The 18,844-nt window shown below is 51.4% G+C and carries 16 protein-coding genes; 6 read left to right on the top strand and 10 right to left on the bottom strand.

Going from position 1 to position 18,844, the window contains the following annotated elements:
* Positions 1 to 61 precede the first annotated feature (61 nt).
* Positions 62 to 826 carry a uroporphyrinogen-III C-methyltransferase gene (gene cobA, locus M0L20_RS17720; protein WP_248478319.1) on the top strand — a complete coding sequence of 255 codons (765 nt, stop codon included), beginning with the start codon at positions 62 to 64 and terminating at the stop codon, positions 824 to 826.
* Between the two features lie 204 nt (positions 827 to 1,030).
* Here cobA and hisS read toward each other — a convergent pair whose 3' ends face one another.
* Positions 1,031 to 2,398 carry a histidine--tRNA ligase gene (gene hisS / locus M0L20_RS17715; protein WP_248478318.1) on the bottom strand — a complete coding sequence of 456 codons (1,368 nt, stop codon included), beginning with the start codon at positions 2,396 to 2,398 and terminating at the stop codon, positions 1,031 to 1,033.
* A 144-nt stretch (positions 2,399 to 2,542) separates the two neighbouring features.
* Here hisS and M0L20_RS17710 point away from each other — a divergent pair, with 144 nt between their 5' ends.
* Together M0L20_RS17710 and M0L20_RS17705 are read left to right on the top strand one after the other, a co-directional pair.
* Complete coding sequence (locus M0L20_RS17710) at positions 2,543 to 2,752, top strand: alkylphosphonate utilization protein (protein ID WP_248478317.1); 210 nt, start codon at positions 2,543 to 2,545, stop codon at positions 2,750 to 2,752.
* 144 nt (positions 2,753 to 2,896) lie between these two features.
* Entirely contained in the window at positions 2,897 to 3,052 is a 156-nt protein-coding gene (locus M0L20_RS17705; RefSeq protein WP_248478316.1) for a hypothetical protein, read from the top strand.
* A 26-nt stretch (positions 3,053 to 3,078) separates the two neighbouring features.
* On the opposite strand, the gene M0L20_RS17700 is transcribed toward M0L20_RS17705, so the two are convergent.
* The 9 genes from M0L20_RS17700 to M0L20_RS17660 all read right to left on the bottom strand — a co-directional run bounded on the left by M0L20_RS17700 (position 3,079) and on the right by M0L20_RS17660 (position 14,843).
* Positions 3,079 to 3,432: a hypothetical protein gene (locus M0L20_RS17700; RefSeq protein ID WP_248478315.1), complete on the bottom strand. Its 354-nt coding sequence runs from the start codon at positions 3,430 to 3,432 to the stop codon at positions 3,079 to 3,081.
* A 109-nt stretch (positions 3,433 to 3,541) separates the two neighbouring features.
* Positions 3,542 to 4,549, bottom strand: coding sequence for a glycosyltransferase family 2 protein (locus tag M0L20_RS17695; RefSeq protein WP_248479136.1), 1,008 nt, complete (start codon positions 4,547 to 4,549; stop codon positions 3,542 to 3,544).
* Positions 4,549 to 5,193, bottom strand: coding sequence for an HAD family hydrolase (locus tag M0L20_RS17690; RefSeq protein WP_248478314.1), 645 nt, complete (start codon positions 5,191 to 5,193; stop codon positions 4,549 to 4,551). The genes M0L20_RS17695 and M0L20_RS17690 overlap by 1 nt, the downstream gene beginning before the upstream one ends.
* Positions 5,190 to 6,476: a glutamate-1-semialdehyde 2,1-aminomutase gene (hemL, locus tag M0L20_RS17685; protein ID WP_248478312.1), complete on the bottom strand. Its 1,287-nt coding sequence runs from the start codon at positions 6,474 to 6,476 to the stop codon at positions 5,190 to 5,192. Before hemL ends, M0L20_RS17690 begins: the two co-directional genes overlap by 4 nt.
* A gap of 63 nt (positions 6,477 to 6,539) precedes the next feature.
* Positions 6,540 to 8,330 carry an ABC transporter substrate-binding protein gene (locus M0L20_RS17680; protein ID WP_248478310.1) on the bottom strand — a complete coding sequence of 597 codons (1,791 nt, stop codon included), beginning with the start codon at positions 8,328 to 8,330 and terminating at the stop codon, positions 6,540 to 6,542.
* 120 nt (positions 8,331 to 8,450) lie between these two features.
* Positions 8,451 to 10,304, bottom strand: coding sequence for a membrane protein insertase YidC (gene yidC / locus M0L20_RS17675; RefSeq protein WP_248478308.1), 1,854 nt, complete (start codon positions 10,302 to 10,304; stop codon positions 8,451 to 8,453).
* Positions 10,305 to 10,408: 104 nt separating this feature from the next.
* Complete coding sequence (gene pyrG, locus M0L20_RS17670) at positions 10,409 to 12,100, bottom strand: CTP synthase (protein ID WP_248478306.1); 1,692 nt, start codon at positions 12,098 to 12,100, stop codon at positions 10,409 to 10,411.
* Positions 12,101 to 12,378: 278 nt separating this feature from the next.
* The gene (locus M0L20_RS17665; RefSeq protein WP_248478304.1) at positions 12,379 to 13,869 is read right to left on the bottom strand and encodes a glycosyltransferase family protein; all 1,491 of its coding nucleotides are present in this window, start codon (positions 13,867 to 13,869) and stop codon (positions 12,379 to 12,381) included.
* 26 nt (positions 13,870 to 13,895) lie between these two features.
* Positions 13,896 to 14,843 (bottom strand): threonine ammonia-lyase, encoded by a 948-nt coding sequence (locus tag M0L20_RS17660; protein WP_248478302.1) that lies wholly within the window; start codon positions 14,841 to 14,843, stop codon positions 13,896 to 13,898.
* Positions 14,844 to 15,012: 169 nt separating this feature from the next.
* On the opposite strand from M0L20_RS17660, the gene M0L20_RS17655 reads away from it, so the two are divergent.
* The 3 genes from M0L20_RS17655 (at position 15,013) to M0L20_RS17645 (ending at position 18,805) form a co-directional block, all read left to right on the top strand.
* On the top strand, positions 15,013 to 15,939 hold the full coding sequence (locus M0L20_RS17655; RefSeq protein WP_248478300.1) for a sugar phosphate isomerase/epimerase family protein: 927 nt from the start codon (positions 15,013 to 15,015) through the stop codon (positions 15,937 to 15,939).
* A 68-nt stretch (positions 15,940 to 16,007) separates the two neighbouring features.
* On the top strand, positions 16,008 to 17,147 hold the full coding sequence (locus tag M0L20_RS17650) for an amidohydrolase (protein WP_248478298.1): 1,140 nt from the start codon (positions 16,008 to 16,010) through the stop codon (positions 17,145 to 17,147).
* 56 nt (positions 17,148 to 17,203) lie between these two features.
* Complete coding sequence (locus M0L20_RS17645; protein ID WP_248478296.1) at positions 17,204 to 18,805, top strand: aldehyde dehydrogenase (NADP(+)); 1,602 nt, start codon at positions 17,204 to 17,206, stop codon at positions 18,803 to 18,805.
* The last annotated feature ends 39 nt before the right edge of the window (positions 18,806 to 18,844 follow it).

Genomic DNA, 18,844 nt, shown 5'->3' with positions numbered 1-18,844 from the left:
GATAGAGAATGGATCTGCGCTCGTGGGTCCGATGTATCATACCGCTTTATCACTCATTCGCATGAAATTAACCCTTGTAGGTGCCGGACCCGGCGACCCTGATTTAATAACCGTCAAAGGCATTAGGGCCCTGCAACAGGCAGACGTTGTCATGTACGACGCGCTTGTGCATCCCGACTTGCTCGATTATTGTCACCCGGATGCATTGAAGGTATACGTCGGCAAACGCCGGGGTGCGTACTCGTGCGTACAGGAAGATATCAACCCACTAATTGTGCATTACGCGCAGCAATACGGTCACGTTGTTCGGCTTAAAGGGGGCGACTCCTTTGTGTTCGGGCGGGGTTACGAAGAGATTGAATTTGCGCGCCAATGCGGGATTGAAACCAACATGATTCCGGGCATTTCCAGTAGTTATGCGGTTCCGGCTTCGGCGGGTGTTCCGCTGACAACGCGCGGTTTGTCGGAAAGCTTTTGGGTGGTTACGGGCACAACGAAAGCGGGACAATTATCCAAGGATCTTCAGCTAGCGGCTCAGTCCTCCGCCACGGTTGTCGTGCTGATGGGCATGCACAAACTGGCGGAGATCATGGCTGTTTTTGCCAATTGCGGTAAAGCTCAAACACCCGTTGCTATCATCCAAAACGGAACGCTGCCCGATCAGCAGATGGTCTTTGGCCGCGTTTCGGATATCGTTCAGAAGACCGAAGAATCAGGAGTGGGCAACCCGGCAATCATCGTTATCGGTGAAGTAGCGGGGCTTCCAAGCGGCCAGACGACCGCTGTTTCCGAAGCGATCAGTCAACACCTGGCTCAACAGAAATAAGTACACAGTATTCGGTGTCAGTCGTGGCGTGGTGTCGACGGGGCCGCCCGCATACCGTGGTGTCGGTTTCTCAAAACCGACACAAATTGCTGACGCGAAGTGTCGGTTTTGAGAAACCGACACCACTACATCACGAGTTTTACGGATTTCTCACAATACGAGTATTCCTACCTGACACTACAACACAATCGACTCCAGTTTTTATCAGGCAAGGACTATTTGCATTAGCGCGTCAGCCGCTACTTTTTGCTGTTCGCCCGTTACCATATTCTTGAGCGTCAGCAGGCCGGTTTGCACTTCTTCCGAGCCAATGAGCACGACGAATGGAATAGCCTTGGCGTTTGCGTAATCCAGCATTTTCTTGACTTTAGCCAGATCCGGATACGCTTCGGCAGCAATACCCGCACTGCGCAATGTACTTAGTAAAGGCAATGCGACCGACCGCGCTTCGGCATCAAACGGTATGATCAGTACCTGCGTGCCCTGACCCGCCGAAGCTGGAAACAAGTTTAGCTCGTCCATCACGTCGTAAATCCGGTCAACGCCGAACGAGATACCTACCCCCGATAGCCCCGGCATCCCGAATGCGCCGGTCAGGTTATCGTAACGACCGCCCCCGCTAACGCTTCCGATGGAAACGCCGTTAGCTTTTACTTCGAAAATAGCCCCGGTATAATACGACAGACCACGCGCCAAAGTCGGATCGATCTCGACATTAGAATCAGCCAGTCCGTACTGCTCAACCAGTTGAAGCGTTTGTTCCAACTCAGTGATACCTTGTGTGGCCGTATCCGAACCGGCTAACCACGTTTTCAGCTTACCGATTATCGATGACTCATCGGTGTCTCCCGATTCGAACATCGGCTCAAGTTTCACAATGGCCTCTTCCGAAAAACCCCGTTCGCGCAACTCGTCAAGGACTTTTTCTTTGCCAATTTTATCTAATTTGTCAATAGCTACGCTTAATGCACCCTCTTGTCCCGGTGCGCCGATAACCTCCGCAATACCGGCCAGAATCTTGCGGTTATTGATCTTTAGCGTGAAGTCAGCAACGCCCAGATTACGAAAAACCTCGTGGATCATAAGCACGATTTCGGCTTCGCACAGCAGCGAATCCGTCCCAACAACGTCGGCATCACACTGATAAAATTCCCGATACCGTCCTTTTTGGGGCCGGTCGGCGCGCCACACGGGTTGCATCTGGTAGCGTTTGAACGGCAAGGTCAGGCTATTCCGGTTCATCACCACATAGCGGGCAAACGGTACGGTCAGATCATACCGCAATCCTTTCTCAGCAATTTTTGGCGTAATCTTTTTCGAGCCCGACTGTAAATCCGCTTCGGTTAAATGGGCGGCAAAATCGCCGGAGTTGAGAATTTTAAATAGAAGCTGATCGCCTTCGTCGCCGTATTTACCCATCAGAACGGAAAGATTTTCCATCGACGGCGTTTCAAGCGGCTGAAAACCAAATCGCTGGAAGGTCTGGCGAATGGTATCGAATATAAAGAGCCGTTTGCGCATTTGCTCAGGCCCAAAGTCGCGGGTACCTTTCGGTAAGGTCGGTTTTTGCATGGCGCAAAATTAATAGACTGGATGAACAGGATTGACAGGAGAGAGCGTAATAAAATACTACCTAGGCTGTCAATCCGGTTTAGCAAGGCTGTCGTTTCTCCGCTTCTTCATAACTTTGTGGCCCTAATTAAATAGTACTGACCAATGGACGCAAAAGATAGTAACGGCAACAGTCTGGCCGATGGTGACACCGTAACCCTTATCAAAGACTTGAAAGTCAAAGGTACTTCGACCACGCTTAAGCGAGGCACAACCGTTAAGAAGATTCGTCTTACCGATGATCCTGACGAAGTAGATTGCCGGGTAGGTGGTATGAGTATTGTACTACGAACTGAGTTTCTAAAGAAGCTGTAGCTCTTTCTTTATCGATCACTCGAGCAAAAATAAGCAGGTGAGGGAGTTGCTAGCAAAAAATCCCGCTCAATCTGCAAGTTCTGACTAAAAAAGCTGTACTTTTGCACTTCAAAATTCGAACCGCAAGAAAACTAATATATAGTCATGGGAGTAACTGAACTGAAACGCAAAGGTCGCCGGAACCGGGCCATCGCTAACAATAAGACCAACGCTATCAAACAACTGCTGCGTAAGCCGATCATCAGAAACGTAGACGTTGAAGCGATCAAAGCATCGTTCGCCGAGAAAAAAGAAGCTTAGTCAAGCTTACTTGCGAACCGACGATACTAAGCCTCGCCTTTATTCGGCGGGGTTTTTCGTTTCTGGCGGTTTCGTGACCACTCCCGATCCCGCTTTTTCAGTTCCCGGCGCACGAACCGACGGTAATCCAGTTGCGCCCGGTAGCGGACCGCCTGTCCAAAGAGCAACAATCCGCCGTTGATCAGGATCAGGCTATAGGCACCCCGCAGAAACCACTGCTGAAAGGTAGCTCCATCCAGTCTGGCTTGCGCTGCCAGGCTAAACACACACAGCCCCACACTGAACAGCAAAAGCCCCAGCGGAGCCACAATCAGGCCCTTCGTCCGCGTACTCATGCGTTTTACTAACTTCTGACCAGGTGGTTTCGCAAGCTTTGTCATGGTGGGTTAATGCATCAATGGTTCAAGAATATAACACAAAGTGTCTAGCTTTCGTTGATGATAGCTTAACATTTACACCTATTGGTACTATATATTTACAATCCATTCCTCACGATGGGTATTCGATACTAGCCCCCGTCTCCCGAAAGGTTTTAGGCTCGCGAAGTTTTTTCCAACCCTCGCCGATGAAGCCGATACCGTAGCCAATCAACTGCGTAAAAGCCGCTCTTACGCTCAATAAACCGATCTGTAAACTCTTTTCTTTACGCGTAGCGTCAACGAGAACCAGCACAGCGAATAGCAGTAGCACACCCAGTGCTAACTGAAACAGAACCGTACTGATGAGTGCCCAAACCGGTACAGAGAGCACAAACAGAGTAAACAAAGCCGGGAAGGTGTGAACGAGTTTCAGCTCACCTGGATAATAACGCGAAATATTAATCCGGGCTCTGCCAAAAAAACGCAACTGGCGGTAAAACTGACCGAAATTTGTCCGGCGTTTGTGATAAATAAAAGCATCGGCGATCAACCCCGTTTTGAACCCGTTCTCGATGATCCGAATAGCAAATTCAATGTCCTCCCCCATTCGGCTCAGCTTATACCCGCCAATTGTTTCCCACACCTTTCGCGACAACCCCATGTTGAAACTTCGGGGGTGAAATGTACCGCCCAGATTCTTTTTGCTGCCCCGAATACCGCCCGTCGTAAACGGTGATGTCATCGAATAGCTGATCGCTTTTTGAACGGCTGTAAAGTCAGGGTGGGCCATATCGGGACCGCCGTAGGCATCGAGCCAGTCTGATTCCAGCCGTTCATTGACAACGGAAAAATAATGCGGTGGAATCAGCGCGTCCGAGTCGAAGATGACAAAATAATCGCCGTTTGCCCGTTCAAAACCAACATTGCGGGTAAACCCCTGTCCAGAGTTTTCCTTGAAATAGTAGCGAATAGCCAGCTGATCGGCAAAGGCGGCCACCACGTCGTCCGCTTTGGTTTTAGAACCGTCTTCAACAACAATAACTTCGAGATGCGTATAAGTTTGTTTGGTCAGGCTCACCAGCAGTTCGCGTAGTTCGTCGGGACGGTTGAAGACGGGAATGATAATGGAAAAAAAGATCATGGCAGGCGGTCAAACAACCAGGTTCGGAACGAATCTACCGAGTGAAACAAAGCATCAGGTTTGAGCGGTTCCAACATAGCAGGCACCGCCGTTGATGCCCAGGCGGCTGCGGCAATCGGCACACCCGCCTGACGACAGGCTGTAATGTCGCTGGGCGCATCGCCAACGTACAGAACCTCTTCCGGTGCTAACTGCCACTCCTCCCGAATCCGGTTGATGTTGCCGGTTTTGCTGTTGACCTGCAAATCGCCGTAACCAAATGCGCTGAAGTACGAAGTCAACTGATAAAACTTGAGCGACATAGCCGCACTGTGTCGGCCTTTTCCCGTCACTAAAGCCAGCTTAACGTCTTTGCTTTGCAGATGGGTCAACAGCGATTGTACACCCGGAAACAGGTCTGGGTAATCGGCGTGGAACTGTTCATAATGGGTTAGGTAAGCAGCAACACCCTCGTCGAAAGCATCGGGAATCAACGCTTTAATTGTTCCCTCCTCGGATGGGCCGAAGGTCGCAATGATTTCCGCATCACTTACGGAACGGCCCAGCCGGGGTTCGATAGATGACCGAAACGCCCGAATACAAAGCGGTAACGTATCGGCCAATGTTCCATCGAAGTCAAAAATTACGCCCTTTACAATCATGCCAATGCCTCCTGCAAGCTTTCTTCGTTCGCCTGAATAATCTGGCTGATCAAATCGTCGGTCAAGGCAACTGACAGAAACAAACTTTCAAACTGCGAAGGAGCCAGATAAACGCCCCGCTTCAGCATGGCGTGGAAATAGCGACCAAACAAAGGCAGATCGCACGTTTTGGCTTCGGCAAAGTTGGTTACCGACCGCTCGGTCATGAACAGCGTGAACATGGAGCCGATGTGGTTGATCGTGTAGTTCAGACCCAGCTTCGTTAGGGACGACTGAAAGCCGTTGACCAGCGCTGACCCGATTTCTTCCAGCCGCGTGTAGACTTCCGGGTGATCGTTGAGGTGGTGCAGCATCGCGAGTCCCGCCGACATGGCAATTGGGTTACCCGAAAGCGTTCCGGCCTGATAAACGGGTCCGGCAGGTGATACCACATTCATGATGTCAGCGCGTCCACCGTATGCACCGACCGGCATACCTCCGCCGATAATTTTTCCCATCGTCGTCAGGTCGGGTGTAATACCAAATCGCTCCTGCGCTCCGCCTTTAGCCAGTCGGAAGCCTGTCATCACCTCATCAAAAATCAACAGCGCGCCGTGTTTGTCGCAGAGGGCGCGAATCCCTTCGAGGAAGCCCGGTTGAGGAAGTACACAACCCATGTTGCCTACCACTGGCTCCAGAATGACAGCGGCTACCTGGTTCTGATTGTTTTCCAACAATTTCTCAACAGCGGCCAGGTCGTTGTAGGGCGCAGTAAGCGTGTCAGCCGCCGTCGCTTTCGTGACACCGGGACTATCGGGAATACCCATTGTCATGGCTCCGCTACCGGCAGCGATCAGAAACGAGTCACCATGCCCGTGGTAGCAGCCTTCGAACTTAATAATCTTATCACGACCGGTAAAGCCCCGCGCCACCCGGATAGCCGCCATCGTCGCTTCGGTACCGGAGTTGACCATCCGCACCTTTTCGACGGAAGGGACCATCGTTGTGATCAATTCGGCCATTTCAACTTCCTTGCGCGTGGGAGCGCCGAACGAAAACGAATCCTGAATAGCATCGCGAACGGCTTTTTCGACCGGCTCGAAAGCGTGGCCCAAAATCATTGGCCCCCAGGAGTTTATCAGTTCAATGTATTGCCGTCCATCTTCGTCATAGAGGTACGGTCCTTTCGCCGATTTAATGAAAACCGGGGAGCCACCCACCGCCCGAAAAGCCCGGACGGGCGAGTTAACACCACCCGGAATCAGCGTTTTTGCTTTCTCGAATAATTGTTCGCTTGTTGTCATAGGTTGCATGAGTTCGCTTTATACCGACTGAAACCGTTTGTTTATGGCGTACTCTTTTGATCGTTAGTTAATCTTCACAAATCGTCCGTCCTCGAACTTGACGATTGGCGCCAATTGATTGTCGTTACTCTGTGTATAATCGAAGCCCGATAGCAGGTAATCATCCGTATCGGAACGCAGGCTGTTTCTGTTACGGAACTGCGTGCCATTCTTCGCCAGCTGACGCCCGAAAAACAGCATCATGTCATATCCCTGGCTGACGAATATCGACGGAATGGTGTTCTGCTTCGCTAGATATTCTTCTTCAAACGCAGTAACCGGCTCCCGCGATGAGTCGATAAAATCCGGGTAAAGCAGGTAAAGATCCCGACGGGTAAAGGTTGAGGGACCGTTCTTGTAAAAATCAAAGGCCGATGCCGTAGCAATTAGTGGCCCATTTACTTTACGGCGGCTCAGAGCGTCGATCATTCGGTTACCTTCCTCGTCGTTGCTGCTTGCAAAGAAAACATGTCCTACCGAAACGGGGGTGACGGTAGCCGGGGTGGTTGCCGAGGTTGAACGGGTGGGCGTTGCGGTACCTGATAGCTTCATGGCGTCGGCCATTGTCTGAGCCGAACCGCTCACCTTTCGGAAGTCAAGAATCTGGTAGTTTTGCCGTTTCAGCTCGTTCCGATACGCGGTAGCCAGCAACGAATCCTTGCGGGTTGAACCAAAATAAATAGCCGCCCGGCGCAATCCTTTCAGGTTACGGCTCAGTTCGGCGGCTTTCAGCGCCTGTTGGTTCAGGGATGGCTGTGCCAAAAACGACATGGGCTGGTTGCTCACCAATTCACTGCTGGTAGCAATGGGATTCAGCAGCAACATATTGTTTTGATTGGCAAACGTCGATGCAATCCGGTTCGGCTCGACATAAAGCGGACCGATAATCATGTCCGTCTGGGTAAAAGCAGGACTATTGACCAGTTCCAGCGTTTTGTTCGCATCATTGTCAACATCATAGGCGAACAGATTGATAGTTATTCCTTCTTCCTGCAACTTGTCCTTCGCCATCTTGATGCCATTGTACAGGTCATACACGTACTGGTTGGACCGCTGACGCTTATCAGGATTAAATTCGTCCAGGCGAAACGGAAACATAATGGCAACGTTGTAATAGCCTTTTGCCCGCGTGTTACGGGCTGATTGAGCGGGCGTCGTTGCGGTTGGGGTAGCCGCTGAGGGGGTAGTCGAAGCTGCCGTACTTGTCGAACGAGGGCCCACCGTACCGGGTACGCCAAAGCGGTTTGTTAAGCGATCCGACAATTCCAGATCATCTTTATCGGTAGCTGTTCGCTGAATTAGGTCGATCAAAGCCAGCCCCACGATACGATCATCAGGAAACTCTCTGTTCAGTTGCTTCAGTTGATTCAAATTTGTCACTCGTCCCAGAAAAGCCTGTTCCAGCTTTGTCACATCGGTTCGAAAAGCTGGATTCCGGATTTGCTGTATGGCGTCAAGTGCGTCTTCATACTGCCCGGTTTCCATGCAGGTTGCCGCAAATAGATAAGTCGCGTCGTCCATTTTTTGCCAGTTCGGGTAGCGATTCATCAGCTGTTTGATCATCAGCCGAGCCTGGGTAAAATCTCGTTGCCGGAAGGCAGCAAGCGCATAGTAGTAGTGCGCATAGGGCGCCAAAGCGCCCTCCCGCTGGATGATGGTATTCAGGTCTGCCCTAGCCCGCTCGTAATTGCCCGTTTGCACCAACTGAACGGCTGCTTTATACCGTTTTAACGCATCGCCAGAAACCTGCGCTACAGCGAGTAGTTTATTTAGAAGCAAAAGCAAACTAACTATCGTTAGTGTACGATAATTCATCCTACCGTTCATGTTGTTTATTTGGGTTAATGCACAAAAGCAACGCCTGGGCGTTGCTTTTGTTGGCTGTTACCAGACAGTTTCGATTCTATTGTCAAAACCGTGGACTGACCGTAACCGTTACTTTTTCTGTTTTGCTTTCCGTTGTGCTTCGTCAGCCTGTTTGCGAGCCTCTTCAGCCGCAGCCAGTTGTTTTTGCAGCAGCGCCTGGAAACCACCGGGTTTCTTGGCCTGACCCGACGCACTTTTCCGACGATTTTCGTCCAGCACCGCTTTAATTTTATCCTCGTCAACAAACCGGCGAATAAGCTGTTGCTGCGTAATCGTTACGATGTTCGATACAAAATAATAGAACGTCAGACCGGCTGGATACGAGTTCAGAACAAACATAAACATCAGCGGAAAAACGTAGCTTAACGCCTTCATGTTTACCGGCCCCGGTTGAGTCGGCGTGGTCTGGTTGTTGTAGTAAGCGTACGCAATCGACGACGCGGTCATCAGTACCGTAAACAAACTCAGGTGTCCGCCAATGAACGGCAGCGTTGGGAACGTGATAAACGCATCGTAGGTCGAAAGGTCACTGGCCCACAGGAAGGGTTTCTGCCGCAGTTCGATTAGGTTTGGAAACAGCATGAACAGCGAGAACAGAATAGGCATGGTAGCCAACACCGGAATACAGCCACTCAACGGACTAACCCCTACTTCCTGATAAAGTTTCATCTGCTCCGACTGCTGCTTCGCCATATCGTCGCCCACGCGCTCCTTGATCTCATTGATCTCAGGGGCTAGAACGCGCATCTTGGCCATACTCACGTACGATTTGTAGGTCAGTGGCGTCAAAAGCAGCTTTACGAAGACAACCAGCGCGATGATCAGCAGGCCGTAATTCGAGATAAACTTCTCCAGCAGGTTAAATACGGGCACGAAGAAGTATTTGTTGATCGGCTTCAGGATCGAGTAACCCAGGTAAACGTTCTGGTCGAACTCGGGCGCTACACTACCCAGCAACTGGAAATCGTTGGGACCGTAGTAGAATTTGTACTGTCCTTTACCGGCTTTCACGTCAGCAATTGGCAAGGTTACGTCGGCTACGGCCGTTTTGACAACACTGCTATCAGCCGGATCGACCAGCGCTTTAAAATCGGCTTTGGGCATGGGCGCATTTTTTGCCACAAAACCCGCCAGAAAATACTTGTGCTTGATGGTAAACCACTGAACGGGTTCTTCCACCGTAACTTCCTGATTGCTTTCACCTTCGGTCAGCTTCTCGAAGTTCTCGTCAGCCGTCAGGTAATCGATGGTAGCCGCGCGACGGTTGTTCGATAAATCGTTCTCGTACTGGCTCATTTTGTCTTCCCAGAAAAAACGAATATCGCCGTTAGCTACGGTGCTCGACAGACCATTCAGTTTCAGGTCGTAATCCAGTACGTAGCCTTCTGCCGGAACGGTATAGACCTGCTCGACGGACTGACCTGGCGCTACTTCCGCCCGGAAGACAATCTGCTGGGGCTGGCCGCTAACCGTACCGCTCTGCGTCGTAGTCTGGTAGTAAAGCTTGTGTAAATCGACTTTGCCCCGGTTGGTTGGCAGTTCCAGCAGCGTTTTGCTGCGCTGATCATCGATGAGTACGAGTGGCTTCTGATCGTAGGTCTTGTAGTTTTTGAGGATTACTTCTTTAACCCGACCACCCTGTGTACTGAAGGTTAATTTTATGTCTTTGTTTTCAACGACGATATCGCGGTTTTCACCGGTTGCTACCGTTGCGAAGTCGCCAAACTGCGCTTTGGCTGCCGCTGAGTCGAGGGGTTGTTCGGCCTTGGTGATAGCCGCAGCCGCGCCCGACGCTGTTGTTGGTTTTGTTGTCTGCGTTTTTTGGGCAGCCTGTTTTTCGGGCGCGGGTTTCGGCACCAGCAGTTGATAGCCGACCAGCATCGCCAGAATCAGGACAATGCCAATTACTTGATTACGATCCATTTTCTATGATTTCAATTTTCGGTCATCAGTCTCGGTCAAACCCTAGTAGAACCGAGACTGACGACTGAAAATTATTTTTGGCAAAATTACGCCAATATCGGCGGTTAATCAACCACCTCGACGGTTTCTACAGGAGCGGAGCGCTCTGGCGTGTCAGCGGTGCGTTTCTGCTGATTATAGGTGAGCGCGGCCCGTACAAACTGCACAAATAATGGGTGCGGATTCATAACCGTGCTCTTCAGTTCAGGGTGAAACTGCACGCCTACGAACCAGGGGTGGCTCTTCAGTTCAACGATTTCGACCAGATTCGTATCGGGGTTAATTCCCGTTGGGCGTAAACCTGCCTTCTCGAACCGATCCTGGTAATCGTTGTTGAACTCGTACCGGTGCCGATGCCGCTCACTGATCTGCGTTTTACCGTAGATCTGATGCGCCAGCGAATCACGTTTCAGTTTACACGTGTACGCCCCTAACCGCATCGTACCTCCCTTATCGGTGATGGTTTTCTGCTCTTCCATCATGCTGATAACCGGGTTCGGTGTATCCGGTTCCATCTCGCTCGAATGCGCGTCTTCGATACCCATCACGTTGCGGGCGTATTCGATGACAGCCATTTGCATACCCAGGCAGATACCGAGGAACGGAATGTTGTTTTCGCGCACGAAACGTACAGCGTTGATTTTACCGTCGATTCCCCGTTCGCCAAAACCAGGCGCAACCAATACCCCGTCCAGATCGCGTAGAACCTCGGCGCAATGGTGTTCGTCAACCAGTGTTTCGGACTGAATCCATTCCAGCTGCACCTTGCATTCGTTGGCCGCACCGGCGTGGATAAACGCTTCGGCAATCGATTTGTAGGCGTCGTGCAACTCTACGTATTTACCAACCAGACCGATTTTCAAGGTGTCGCCCGGATTTTTAAGCCGCCCCAAAAATCCTTTCCACGCGTCCAGATCGGCATCCCGGTCGTTGTACAGATCCATCATGTACAGCGCCCGCTGATCGAGCCGCTCTTTCTGCATCAGCAACGGTACGTCGTAGATCGTCTCGGCATCGATGGCTTCGATAACGGAGCTAACCTGCACGTTACAGAAAAGCGCGATTTTCCGGCGAATGTCCTGCGGCAAGGGGTGCTCGGTCCGACATACGATGATGTCAGGCTGAACGCCATTTTCGAGCAACATCCGAACGGAGTGCTGCGTTGGTTTGGTTTTCAACTCGCCCGCCGATTGCAGGTACGGTACCAGCGTCAGGTGAATGACAAGTGTATCGTGTTCACCCAGTTCAAACTTAAGTTGCCGAACAGCCTCAACGAAAGGCAGTGATTCGATATCGCCCACGCAGCCGCCGATTTCGGTAATCACGATGTCGTACTCGCCCGTATCACCGAGTAACCGGATATTCCGCTTGATTTCGTCGGTGATGTGGGGAACTACCTGAACGGTTTTTCCCAGGAAATCGCCCCGGCGTTCGCGCGTGATGACGTTGTTGTAGATACGGCCTGTGGTGATGTTGTTCGCCTGAGAAGTCGGGCGATTCAAAAAGCGTTCGTAGTGCCCCAGATCGAGGTCCGTTTCAGCGCCATCGTCTGTAACGTAGCACTCACCGTGTTCGTAAGGATTCAGTGTACCAGGGTCGATATTGATATACGGATCGAATTTTTGGATCGTTACCGTAAGCCCTCGCGATTGAAGAAGTTTGGCCAGTGAAGAGGCAATGATGCCTTTGCCAAGTGATGAAGTTACCCCGCCCGTAACAAAAATATATTTCGCGGATTTTGGTCCCGTAGCCGCCATGATTCAAACCTGTTTTGGTCGTTACGGGATGTAAAAGTACGAAAAATTAGCCGAAAAAGAGCGAAGAAATTCAGGAAAAAGTTACTCTCCTAGCTAATCCACTACTAGTCAACGTCGTACTTAGGAAAGCTGTCCTTGTTTTCTAAATTCACAAAGCCCTTCGCCTGACATGACCTCAACACGCCCCCACCGATGAAGCAAATTGAATCGTACAGTGGTGTCGGCGGGGCCGCCCGCGTGGTGTCGGTTTCTCAAAACCGACACCACCTGCTGTATGACTACTCCTTTTTGTACAGTACCCAAATATTGTTAATGGTACCTATATTCTTTGATTGGAGCCATTGGTTAACATGCCACAACGGCGTCGACGAATAAAGCTGCGGTTTAAACCCAAGGCTGTCCAGGAGTGGAAGTTTTTCTTTAGCGTCGTTGTACGTAGTTGCCAGCCACGCATTGTTCAAATAACGAATCGAATCCTGATTGTGCATTTCAACGAGTTTCATATCCGGCGCGGCCCGACGGTAGAACATCAGTTGCAAATGGCTTTCTGTTTCAAAGGGTGTGTGATCGATGCAATAAACCGTTGGACTTGCTCCGTCGAAATAATTGACCAGTTTGCGCGAAAATTCAACGCTTTGGTAATACGGATTCAACACCAGAAATAGCACCAACACCAGTACGTTCAGTCCTATACTGAAATTCATCACTCCTTTTATAATCAGTCGAATCCATTTTTCTGCCCGCTCATAATAGCGGATAAAGGACGGTAATCCCCAGCCCGCAATAATCGGCATGATATTGACAACCGGGAACATAAACCGCTCTTCTTTATGCGCCACCAGACAATGGCCCAAAACGAAAAAGACGACGGCCAAAACGATTGGCTGCCGGTATTCTTTCAGAGCCCCTTTCAGACTGTAGTAAAATAAGAACATACTAAACGGTGGCGCACCCACCACCAGGGTCAGCATGAGGATGTACCACACAAAACTGGACGTACCGAATTCAGCCGCTTTACCTTCCGTGATATTGACCCGGTAATAGTCGTACGGGGTAAATACCAGCTGGTGGTAAAAATGGTAATCGAGGAATACGTTGATACCCGCCCCGACGAGAAAGCCGATGGCCAGGGGCAGCAGGTTACTGTATTTTTTTTCGATGATCAGCAACCATATTCCGAATCCGACAATGCCGAACGCGATCTGAAAGCGAAAGTAAAACGCCAGGCTGAACAGCAGTCCGGTCAGGAAAACATAGGCGAATTGGTCGTTTCTCTTTTCGTACAGGAGAATAGCGCCGAAGAACACGATAGACGATGCGATTTCGGAACTGAACAGGGTGCGAACGTACGGCAGCGACCAGGACAAGTTGATCAGCAGCAATACGAGGAAGAGTCGTTTTCTGTCCGACTTGAAGTAATGAATACCCAGGGCATTAAACAAGACGAACCCGGATACGCCAAAAAGGACTCGGAGAACAGCTAGTTGGCTATACGGATAATTAATCTGCAAAAACCGGCACAGGGTAACGAAGCCCGAAAATAGGTACACCTGAAGCGTAGGCCGTATATGGCTCTTCAGCTCCCACACCCCGGTGGCCCCGGATGGTTCGCCCAGTTGCCAGGAAGAAAACTCGATTAATTGAAAATGCTGATCAGGATGCAGAAAACCAACCTGAGTAATGCAGAAAATAATCTGTAGAAGCAGCGAGAAAAGCAGGAGCCACCGTAACCGTGAATCGCGACGTATCAACTGTAAACTTGTGTTCATTGTAGGGAGTAATCCGAGCGGTATCGTTAAAAAGGCAGCTTGCCCAGGTCTACATTGCCTCCGGTCAAAATAATACCGACGCGCTGTCCCGCAAACTGATCTTTATGTTTTAGTACAGCCGCCAACGGCACGGCACACGAGGGCTCGATAATAATTTTCATCCGCTCCCACACCAGACGCATTGCCGCAATGATTTCTTCGTCCGAAACGGTTAGAATATCAGCGACGTGTTCGCGAATCAGGCGTAGTGTTCGCTCGCTGAGGTTTGTCATGAGTCCGTCCGCGATGGTGTTGATGTAGGGCGCTTTTTCGACCCGGCCACTGCGAAACGACAAAATGGCGTCAGCAGCTCCTTCCGGTTCACCCGCAATCACGCGCGTCGTGGGCGACAGGTAATGGGTAATCAGCGATGTTCCGCTGAGCAGACCGCCCCCACCAACCGGAGCCAGGATCGTATCGAACGATTTTTCCGTACCAAAATCTTCGATCAGTTCTTTGGCCGCCGTAGCCTGTCCGGCAATCACCCGGTCATCGTCGAACGGATGGACCAGTACGGCTCCGGTGCGTTCGATGACGTCCCGAACCCCGGCTTCACGAGCGTCGAGCGTAGGTTCGCATTCGATGATGTCGGCCCCGTAGTTTCGCACCGCGTTCTTCTTGACCTGGGGAGCCGTGCGTGGCATCACGATGTAAGCAGGCATTCCAACCTGACGGGCGGCAAAGGCAACCGCCTGGGCGTGATTGCCCGACGAGTGCGTCGTAATCGCCTTTCCTTCCTGATGTTCGGCAACCTGCAACACGGCGTTCAAACCACCCCGCGCTTTAAAAGCACCCACTTTCTGAAAGTTCTCACATTTAAAAAACAGCTCGGCTCCGACCCGGTCGTTGATCGTGTGGTTCGTTAAAACGGGGGTACGGTGGATGTAAGGCCGAATACGGTCGTGTGCCTCACGGATGGTAGCTAAAGAGATCATGGATTTTGAAGCATCGAAGGGCGCAAATTACAAAGAAAACGTCCGCTAGGCAGGTAATTATGCGCTGGATACCCCTTTTCTTACCGGCTGTCTTCCGCGCCAACTTGATTTTCTGGCTAGGATCGCTGTCTTTTGTTTTCGAAAACTCACGTACTAAATCCCTTCCTCCATGAATACGAATCGCCGTTCGTTTCTGAAGCAGGCCGCCGGATCACTGGCTGCCTTATCAATTGCCCCGGCTGCGTTTGCCGAAGCTGGTAAGAAAAAAATGTTCTTCGACATTTCGCTGGCGGAATGGTCCCTACACAAAGCGCTGTTCGCCAAAAAAATTACGAATCTGGATTTTCCGGGCATTGCCCGCAAAGAGTTCGACATCAGTATCGTTGAATACGTCAATCAGTTTTTCAAGGACAAAGCACAGGATAAAACTTACCTCAATGACCTGCTGACCCGCTGCAAAGACAACGGCATCACGAACCACCTGATCATGATCGACGGAGAAGGTAATCTGGGCGCTACCGACACAGCCGAACTGAGTAAAGCGGTTGAAAATCACCACCGCTGGGTCGAGTGCGCCAAGTACCTGGGCTGCAAAACCATCCGCGTCAATGCCGCCGGGAAAGGAACCGCTGACGAGGTAGCTAAAGCCGCCGTTGAAGGGCTCGGTAAGCTCGGCGAATTTGCCAAAACCATGAACATCAACGTCATTGTCGAAAATCACGGCGGCTATTCGTCGGAAGGCAAATGGCTGGCGGGCGTTATGAAGCAGGTGAACATGAAAAACGTAGGAACCCTGCCTGACTTCGGTAATTTCTGCCTTAAGCGGGGCGAGGGCCATAGCTGCGTAGAAGAATATGATCGGTATCAGGGTACGCAGGAATTGCTGCCCTACGCAAAAGGCGTGTCAGCCAAAACCTACAACTTCGACGCAAACGGTAACTGCGTTGAAACGGATTACAACCGCATTATGAAGATCGTCAAAGACAGCGGTTTCAAAGGTATTGCCGGTATTGAATATGAAGGCGATAAAGTAGACGAATACGAAGGTATCCGCAAAACGAAAGCCCTGCTGGAACGCGTAGGTGCTATGGTTTAATACCGCTTATTCTGAAGCGCCGTTCAGGTAGATCGGCGCTTCAGAATAGTTTTTCTCTCTTGCTGATTATGCCCGCCGAAAACCCGGATCTGTTTGTTGCCTTCCGACGGGAGCTGCACCGTTTTCCCGAAATTTCCACTCATGAATTCGCTACCCAGCAGCGGATTAAGGCGTTCGTCAGCCCGTTTAATCCGGTCAAATTAACGGAAGTGGGCAACACCGGTCTACTACTCCAATATGGCACTGACTTGTCGGGGCCCGTCACGCTTATCCGAGCGGATATCGACGCCTTGCCGATTCATGAAGTAAACGAGTTTGCGCATAAATCGCTTCACAAAGGTGTTTCGCACAAATGCGGCCACGATGGACACACGGCTATCCTCGCCCGACTCGCTTCTTTTTTAAGTCGGAAACCACCAGCTAAAGGTCGGGTTTACCTCGTCTTTCAGCCCGCCGAAGAAACAGGCCAAGGGGCAGAAGCCGTTCTACAAGATCCCGCCTTCGCATCCATTCGTCCCGACCAGGTTTTTGCCTTACACAACTTGCCGGGGTATCCGCAAGGCGTCATCGTGTGCAGACCAGGCGATTTTACGCCAGCCGTTAAAAGTTTGATCGTCAAATTCAAAGGCAACGTATCGCACGCAGCAGAACCCGAAAAAGGAACCAATCCAGCTTATCTGATGGCGCTGTTCATGTTGGCTAGTAAGGAATTGGAAAACACAGATCCTGGTTCCGACGAGTTTGCCTTGTTAACACCGGTTTATAGTACCTTAGGCGAAAAATCGTACGGCGTGTCGGCGGGTTACGGGGAAGTTCATTTAACGCTTCGAACGCGAACGAATCAGCAAATGGATGTTTTAACCGACCGGCTATTGACTACGTTATCGAACCTTTGTGCGGGAAGCGGCATTGCTATAGAAACAGCTACCACGGAAGCCTTCTTTGCCAACCAAAACGATCCGGATGCCGTTGAACAAATCAGAACCAGCGCGCTTCAATTAGGGTTTCCGTATCTTGAAAAGCAAGAGCCGTTCAAATGGGGCGAAGATTTCGGGCTGTTTACGCAGCACCACAAAGGGGCGATGTTTGGCATTGGGGCCGGGGAGCAGTCACCGGCTCTGCACAACGACGATTATGATTTTAACGATAACCTGATTGAACCGGCGGCCCGCTTGTTTCTGGCGCTTATAGAAGACCACCATGCTTAAAACAGCGGTAACAAAACAACGATTTTGCGTCCCTGACTTATTTACTTTTTGAACACATGTCAACACTTCAGTACCAATTTACCGCTAATTTCATCGGCACCGAAGCCGTCGCGGGCGAAGGCGATTTCTTTAAAGCCTTTACTCCTTCCACCCAAGAACAGCTAACGGATGAATTTACCAACGTATCGAGCGAACAGGCTCATCAGGCGGTAGAAAAGGCAGCCGCGGCATTTGCAGCCTACACCAAACTTCACCCTCACCGGCGCGCCGATTTTCTGGATTCCATCGCGACCGAAATTGAAGCGCTGGGAGACATGCTGGTTGAGCGGGCCGTGCTGGAGAGCGGTTTACCGACGGGTCGTCTGACGGGCGAGCGGGGTCGCACGACAGGGCAGCTTCGAATGTTTGCCAGGCTGTTGCGCGAAGGCTCCTGGGTAGACGCCCGCATCAATCCGGCCCTGCCCGACCGTCAGCCACTCCCCCGCCCCGACCTGCGTCAGATGCTGGTACCGCTGGGCCCGGTTGTGGTCTTCGGAGCGAGCAATTTTCCGCTTGCCTTTTCGGTAGCGGGGGGCGATACGGCTTCGGCGCTGGCGGCTGGCTGTCCGGTTATTTTTAAAGCCCATCCATCCCATCCGGGCACCTCGTCGCTGGTCGGTCAGGCGATTGCCACGGCGGCTCAGAAAACAGATATGCCCGACGGTGTTTTCTCGCTCCTGCACGCCGACAACGAAGTAGCCGGGGAACTGGTCGCTCATCCGGCGGTCAAAGCGGTCGGTTTTACCGGATCGCGGGCGGGAGGTCTGGCCTTACAGCGAATCGCTCAGGAACGGCCCGAACCAATTCCCGTTTATGCCGAAATGAGCGCCGTAAACCCAGTGGTTGTTTTGCCGGGAGCCATTCAGGAAAACGCGACGAAAGTAGCCGAAGGGCTTGCTGCGTCGATAACTCTGGGCGTTGGTCAGTTCTGCACCAATCCGGGTCTGGTCTTTTTGCTCGACTCACCGCAGTCCACGCTTTTTCTGGATACGGTAGCCGAAAAAATACGCGCATCGGCTCCGGCCACGATGCTGAACGCGGGCATTTGCCAAAATTACCACAAAGGTGTTCAGCATAATCGCGTCATTCCCGGTGTGCACATGCTGGCGGAATCAGAAACGGAATCCGCCGACAGCCGCACCGAAGGTCGCCCTGCCGTGATGACCACGACCGCGCCGATTTTCCTGTGCAGTCCGGCGTTGAGCGAAGAAATTTTTGGTCCAACGTCGCTGATCATCACCTGCCAGACGGAAACCGAACTAGCCGAATGCCTGGAAACACTCGAAGGCCAGCTAACGGCTACGCTCTATGCCACCCCGGACGAACTCGGGCAGACTGGGTTTGATTGGGTTTCTATTTTGCAGGCTAAGGCCGGACGGGTGTTATTCGGAGGCTACCCAACGGGCGTCGAAGTTAGTGAAGCAATGACCCACGGCGGTCCATTCCCGGCTACCAGCGACGGCGGTCGTAGTACCTCAGTGGGTACCGGAGCTATTCTCCGGTTTGTGCGCCCGTTCACCTACCAAAGTTTTCCAGACGCTTTATTGCCGTTGGCCCTGCAAAATGCGAACCCCCTCGGCATCTGGCGCAATGTCGATGGCGAGTTAACGAAGTCGTAATAACTGAATAGGCCTTGTTCTCAGTGTGGTGTCGGTTTT

It is taken from the genome of Spirosoma liriopis, assembly GCF_023196085.1.
Lineage (GTDB): Bacteria > Bacteroidota > Bacteroidia > Cytophagales > Spirosomataceae > Spirosoma > Spirosoma oryzicola.
This window is presented reverse-complemented; position numbering and strand designations above follow the sequence as displayed.

What these genes read in the sequence shown, in the direction of transcription:
- hemL (WP_248478312.1), bottom strand. Translation starts at nt 6,476, where the DNA reads ATGACAACAAGCGAACAATTATTCGAGAAAGCAAAAACGCTGATTCCG.
- M0L20_RS17665 (WP_248478304.1), bottom strand. Translation starts at nt 13,869, where the DNA reads ATGAACACAAGTTTACAGTTGATACGTCGCGATTCACGGTTACGGTGG.
- M0L20_RS17650 (WP_248478298.1), top strand. Translation starts at nt 16,008, where the DNA reads ATGCCCGCCGAAAACCCGGATCTGTTTGTTGCCTTCCGACGGGAGCTG.
- M0L20_RS17690 (WP_248478314.1), bottom strand. Translation starts at nt 5,193, where the DNA reads ATGATTGTAAAGGGCGTAATTTTTGACTTCGATGGAACATTGGCCGAT.
- M0L20_RS17660 (WP_248478302.1), bottom strand. Translation starts at nt 14,843, where the DNA reads ATGATCTCTTTAGCTACCATCCGTGAGGCACACGACCGTATTCGGCCT.
- hisS (WP_248478318.1), bottom strand. Translation starts at nt 2,398, where the DNA reads ATGCAAAAACCGACCTTACCGAAAGGTACCCGCGACTTTGGGCCTGAG.
- M0L20_RS17700 (WP_248478315.1), bottom strand. Translation starts at nt 3,432, where the DNA reads ATGACAAAGCTTGCGAAACCACCTGGTCAGAAGTTAGTAAAACGCATG.
- pyrG (WP_248478306.1), bottom strand. Translation starts at nt 12,100, where the DNA reads ATGGCGGCTACGGGACCAAAATCCGCGAAATATATTTTTGTTACGGGC.
- cobA (WP_248478319.1), top strand. Translation starts at nt 62, where the DNA reads ATGAAATTAACCCTTGTAGGTGCCGGACCCGGCGACCCTGATTTAATA.
- M0L20_RS17680 (WP_248478310.1), bottom strand. Translation starts at nt 8,330, where the DNA reads ATGAATTATCGTACACTAACGATAGTTAGTTTGCTTTTGCTTCTAAAT.
- M0L20_RS17655 (WP_248478300.1), top strand. Translation starts at nt 15,013, where the DNA reads ATGAATACGAATCGCCGTTCGTTTCTGAAGCAGGCCGCCGGATCACTG.
- yidC (WP_248478308.1), bottom strand. Translation starts at nt 10,304, where the DNA reads ATGGATCGTAATCAAGTAATTGGCATTGTCCTGATTCTGGCGATGCTG.
- M0L20_RS17645 (WP_248478296.1), top strand. Translation starts at nt 17,204, where the DNA reads ATGTCAACACTTCAGTACCAATTTACCGCTAATTTCATCGGCACCGAA.
- M0L20_RS17705 (WP_248478316.1), top strand. Translation starts at nt 2,897, where the DNA reads ATGGGAGTAACTGAACTGAAACGCAAAGGTCGCCGGAACCGGGCCATC.
- M0L20_RS17710 (WP_248478317.1), top strand. Translation starts at nt 2,543, where the DNA reads ATGGACGCAAAAGATAGTAACGGCAACAGTCTGGCCGATGGTGACACC.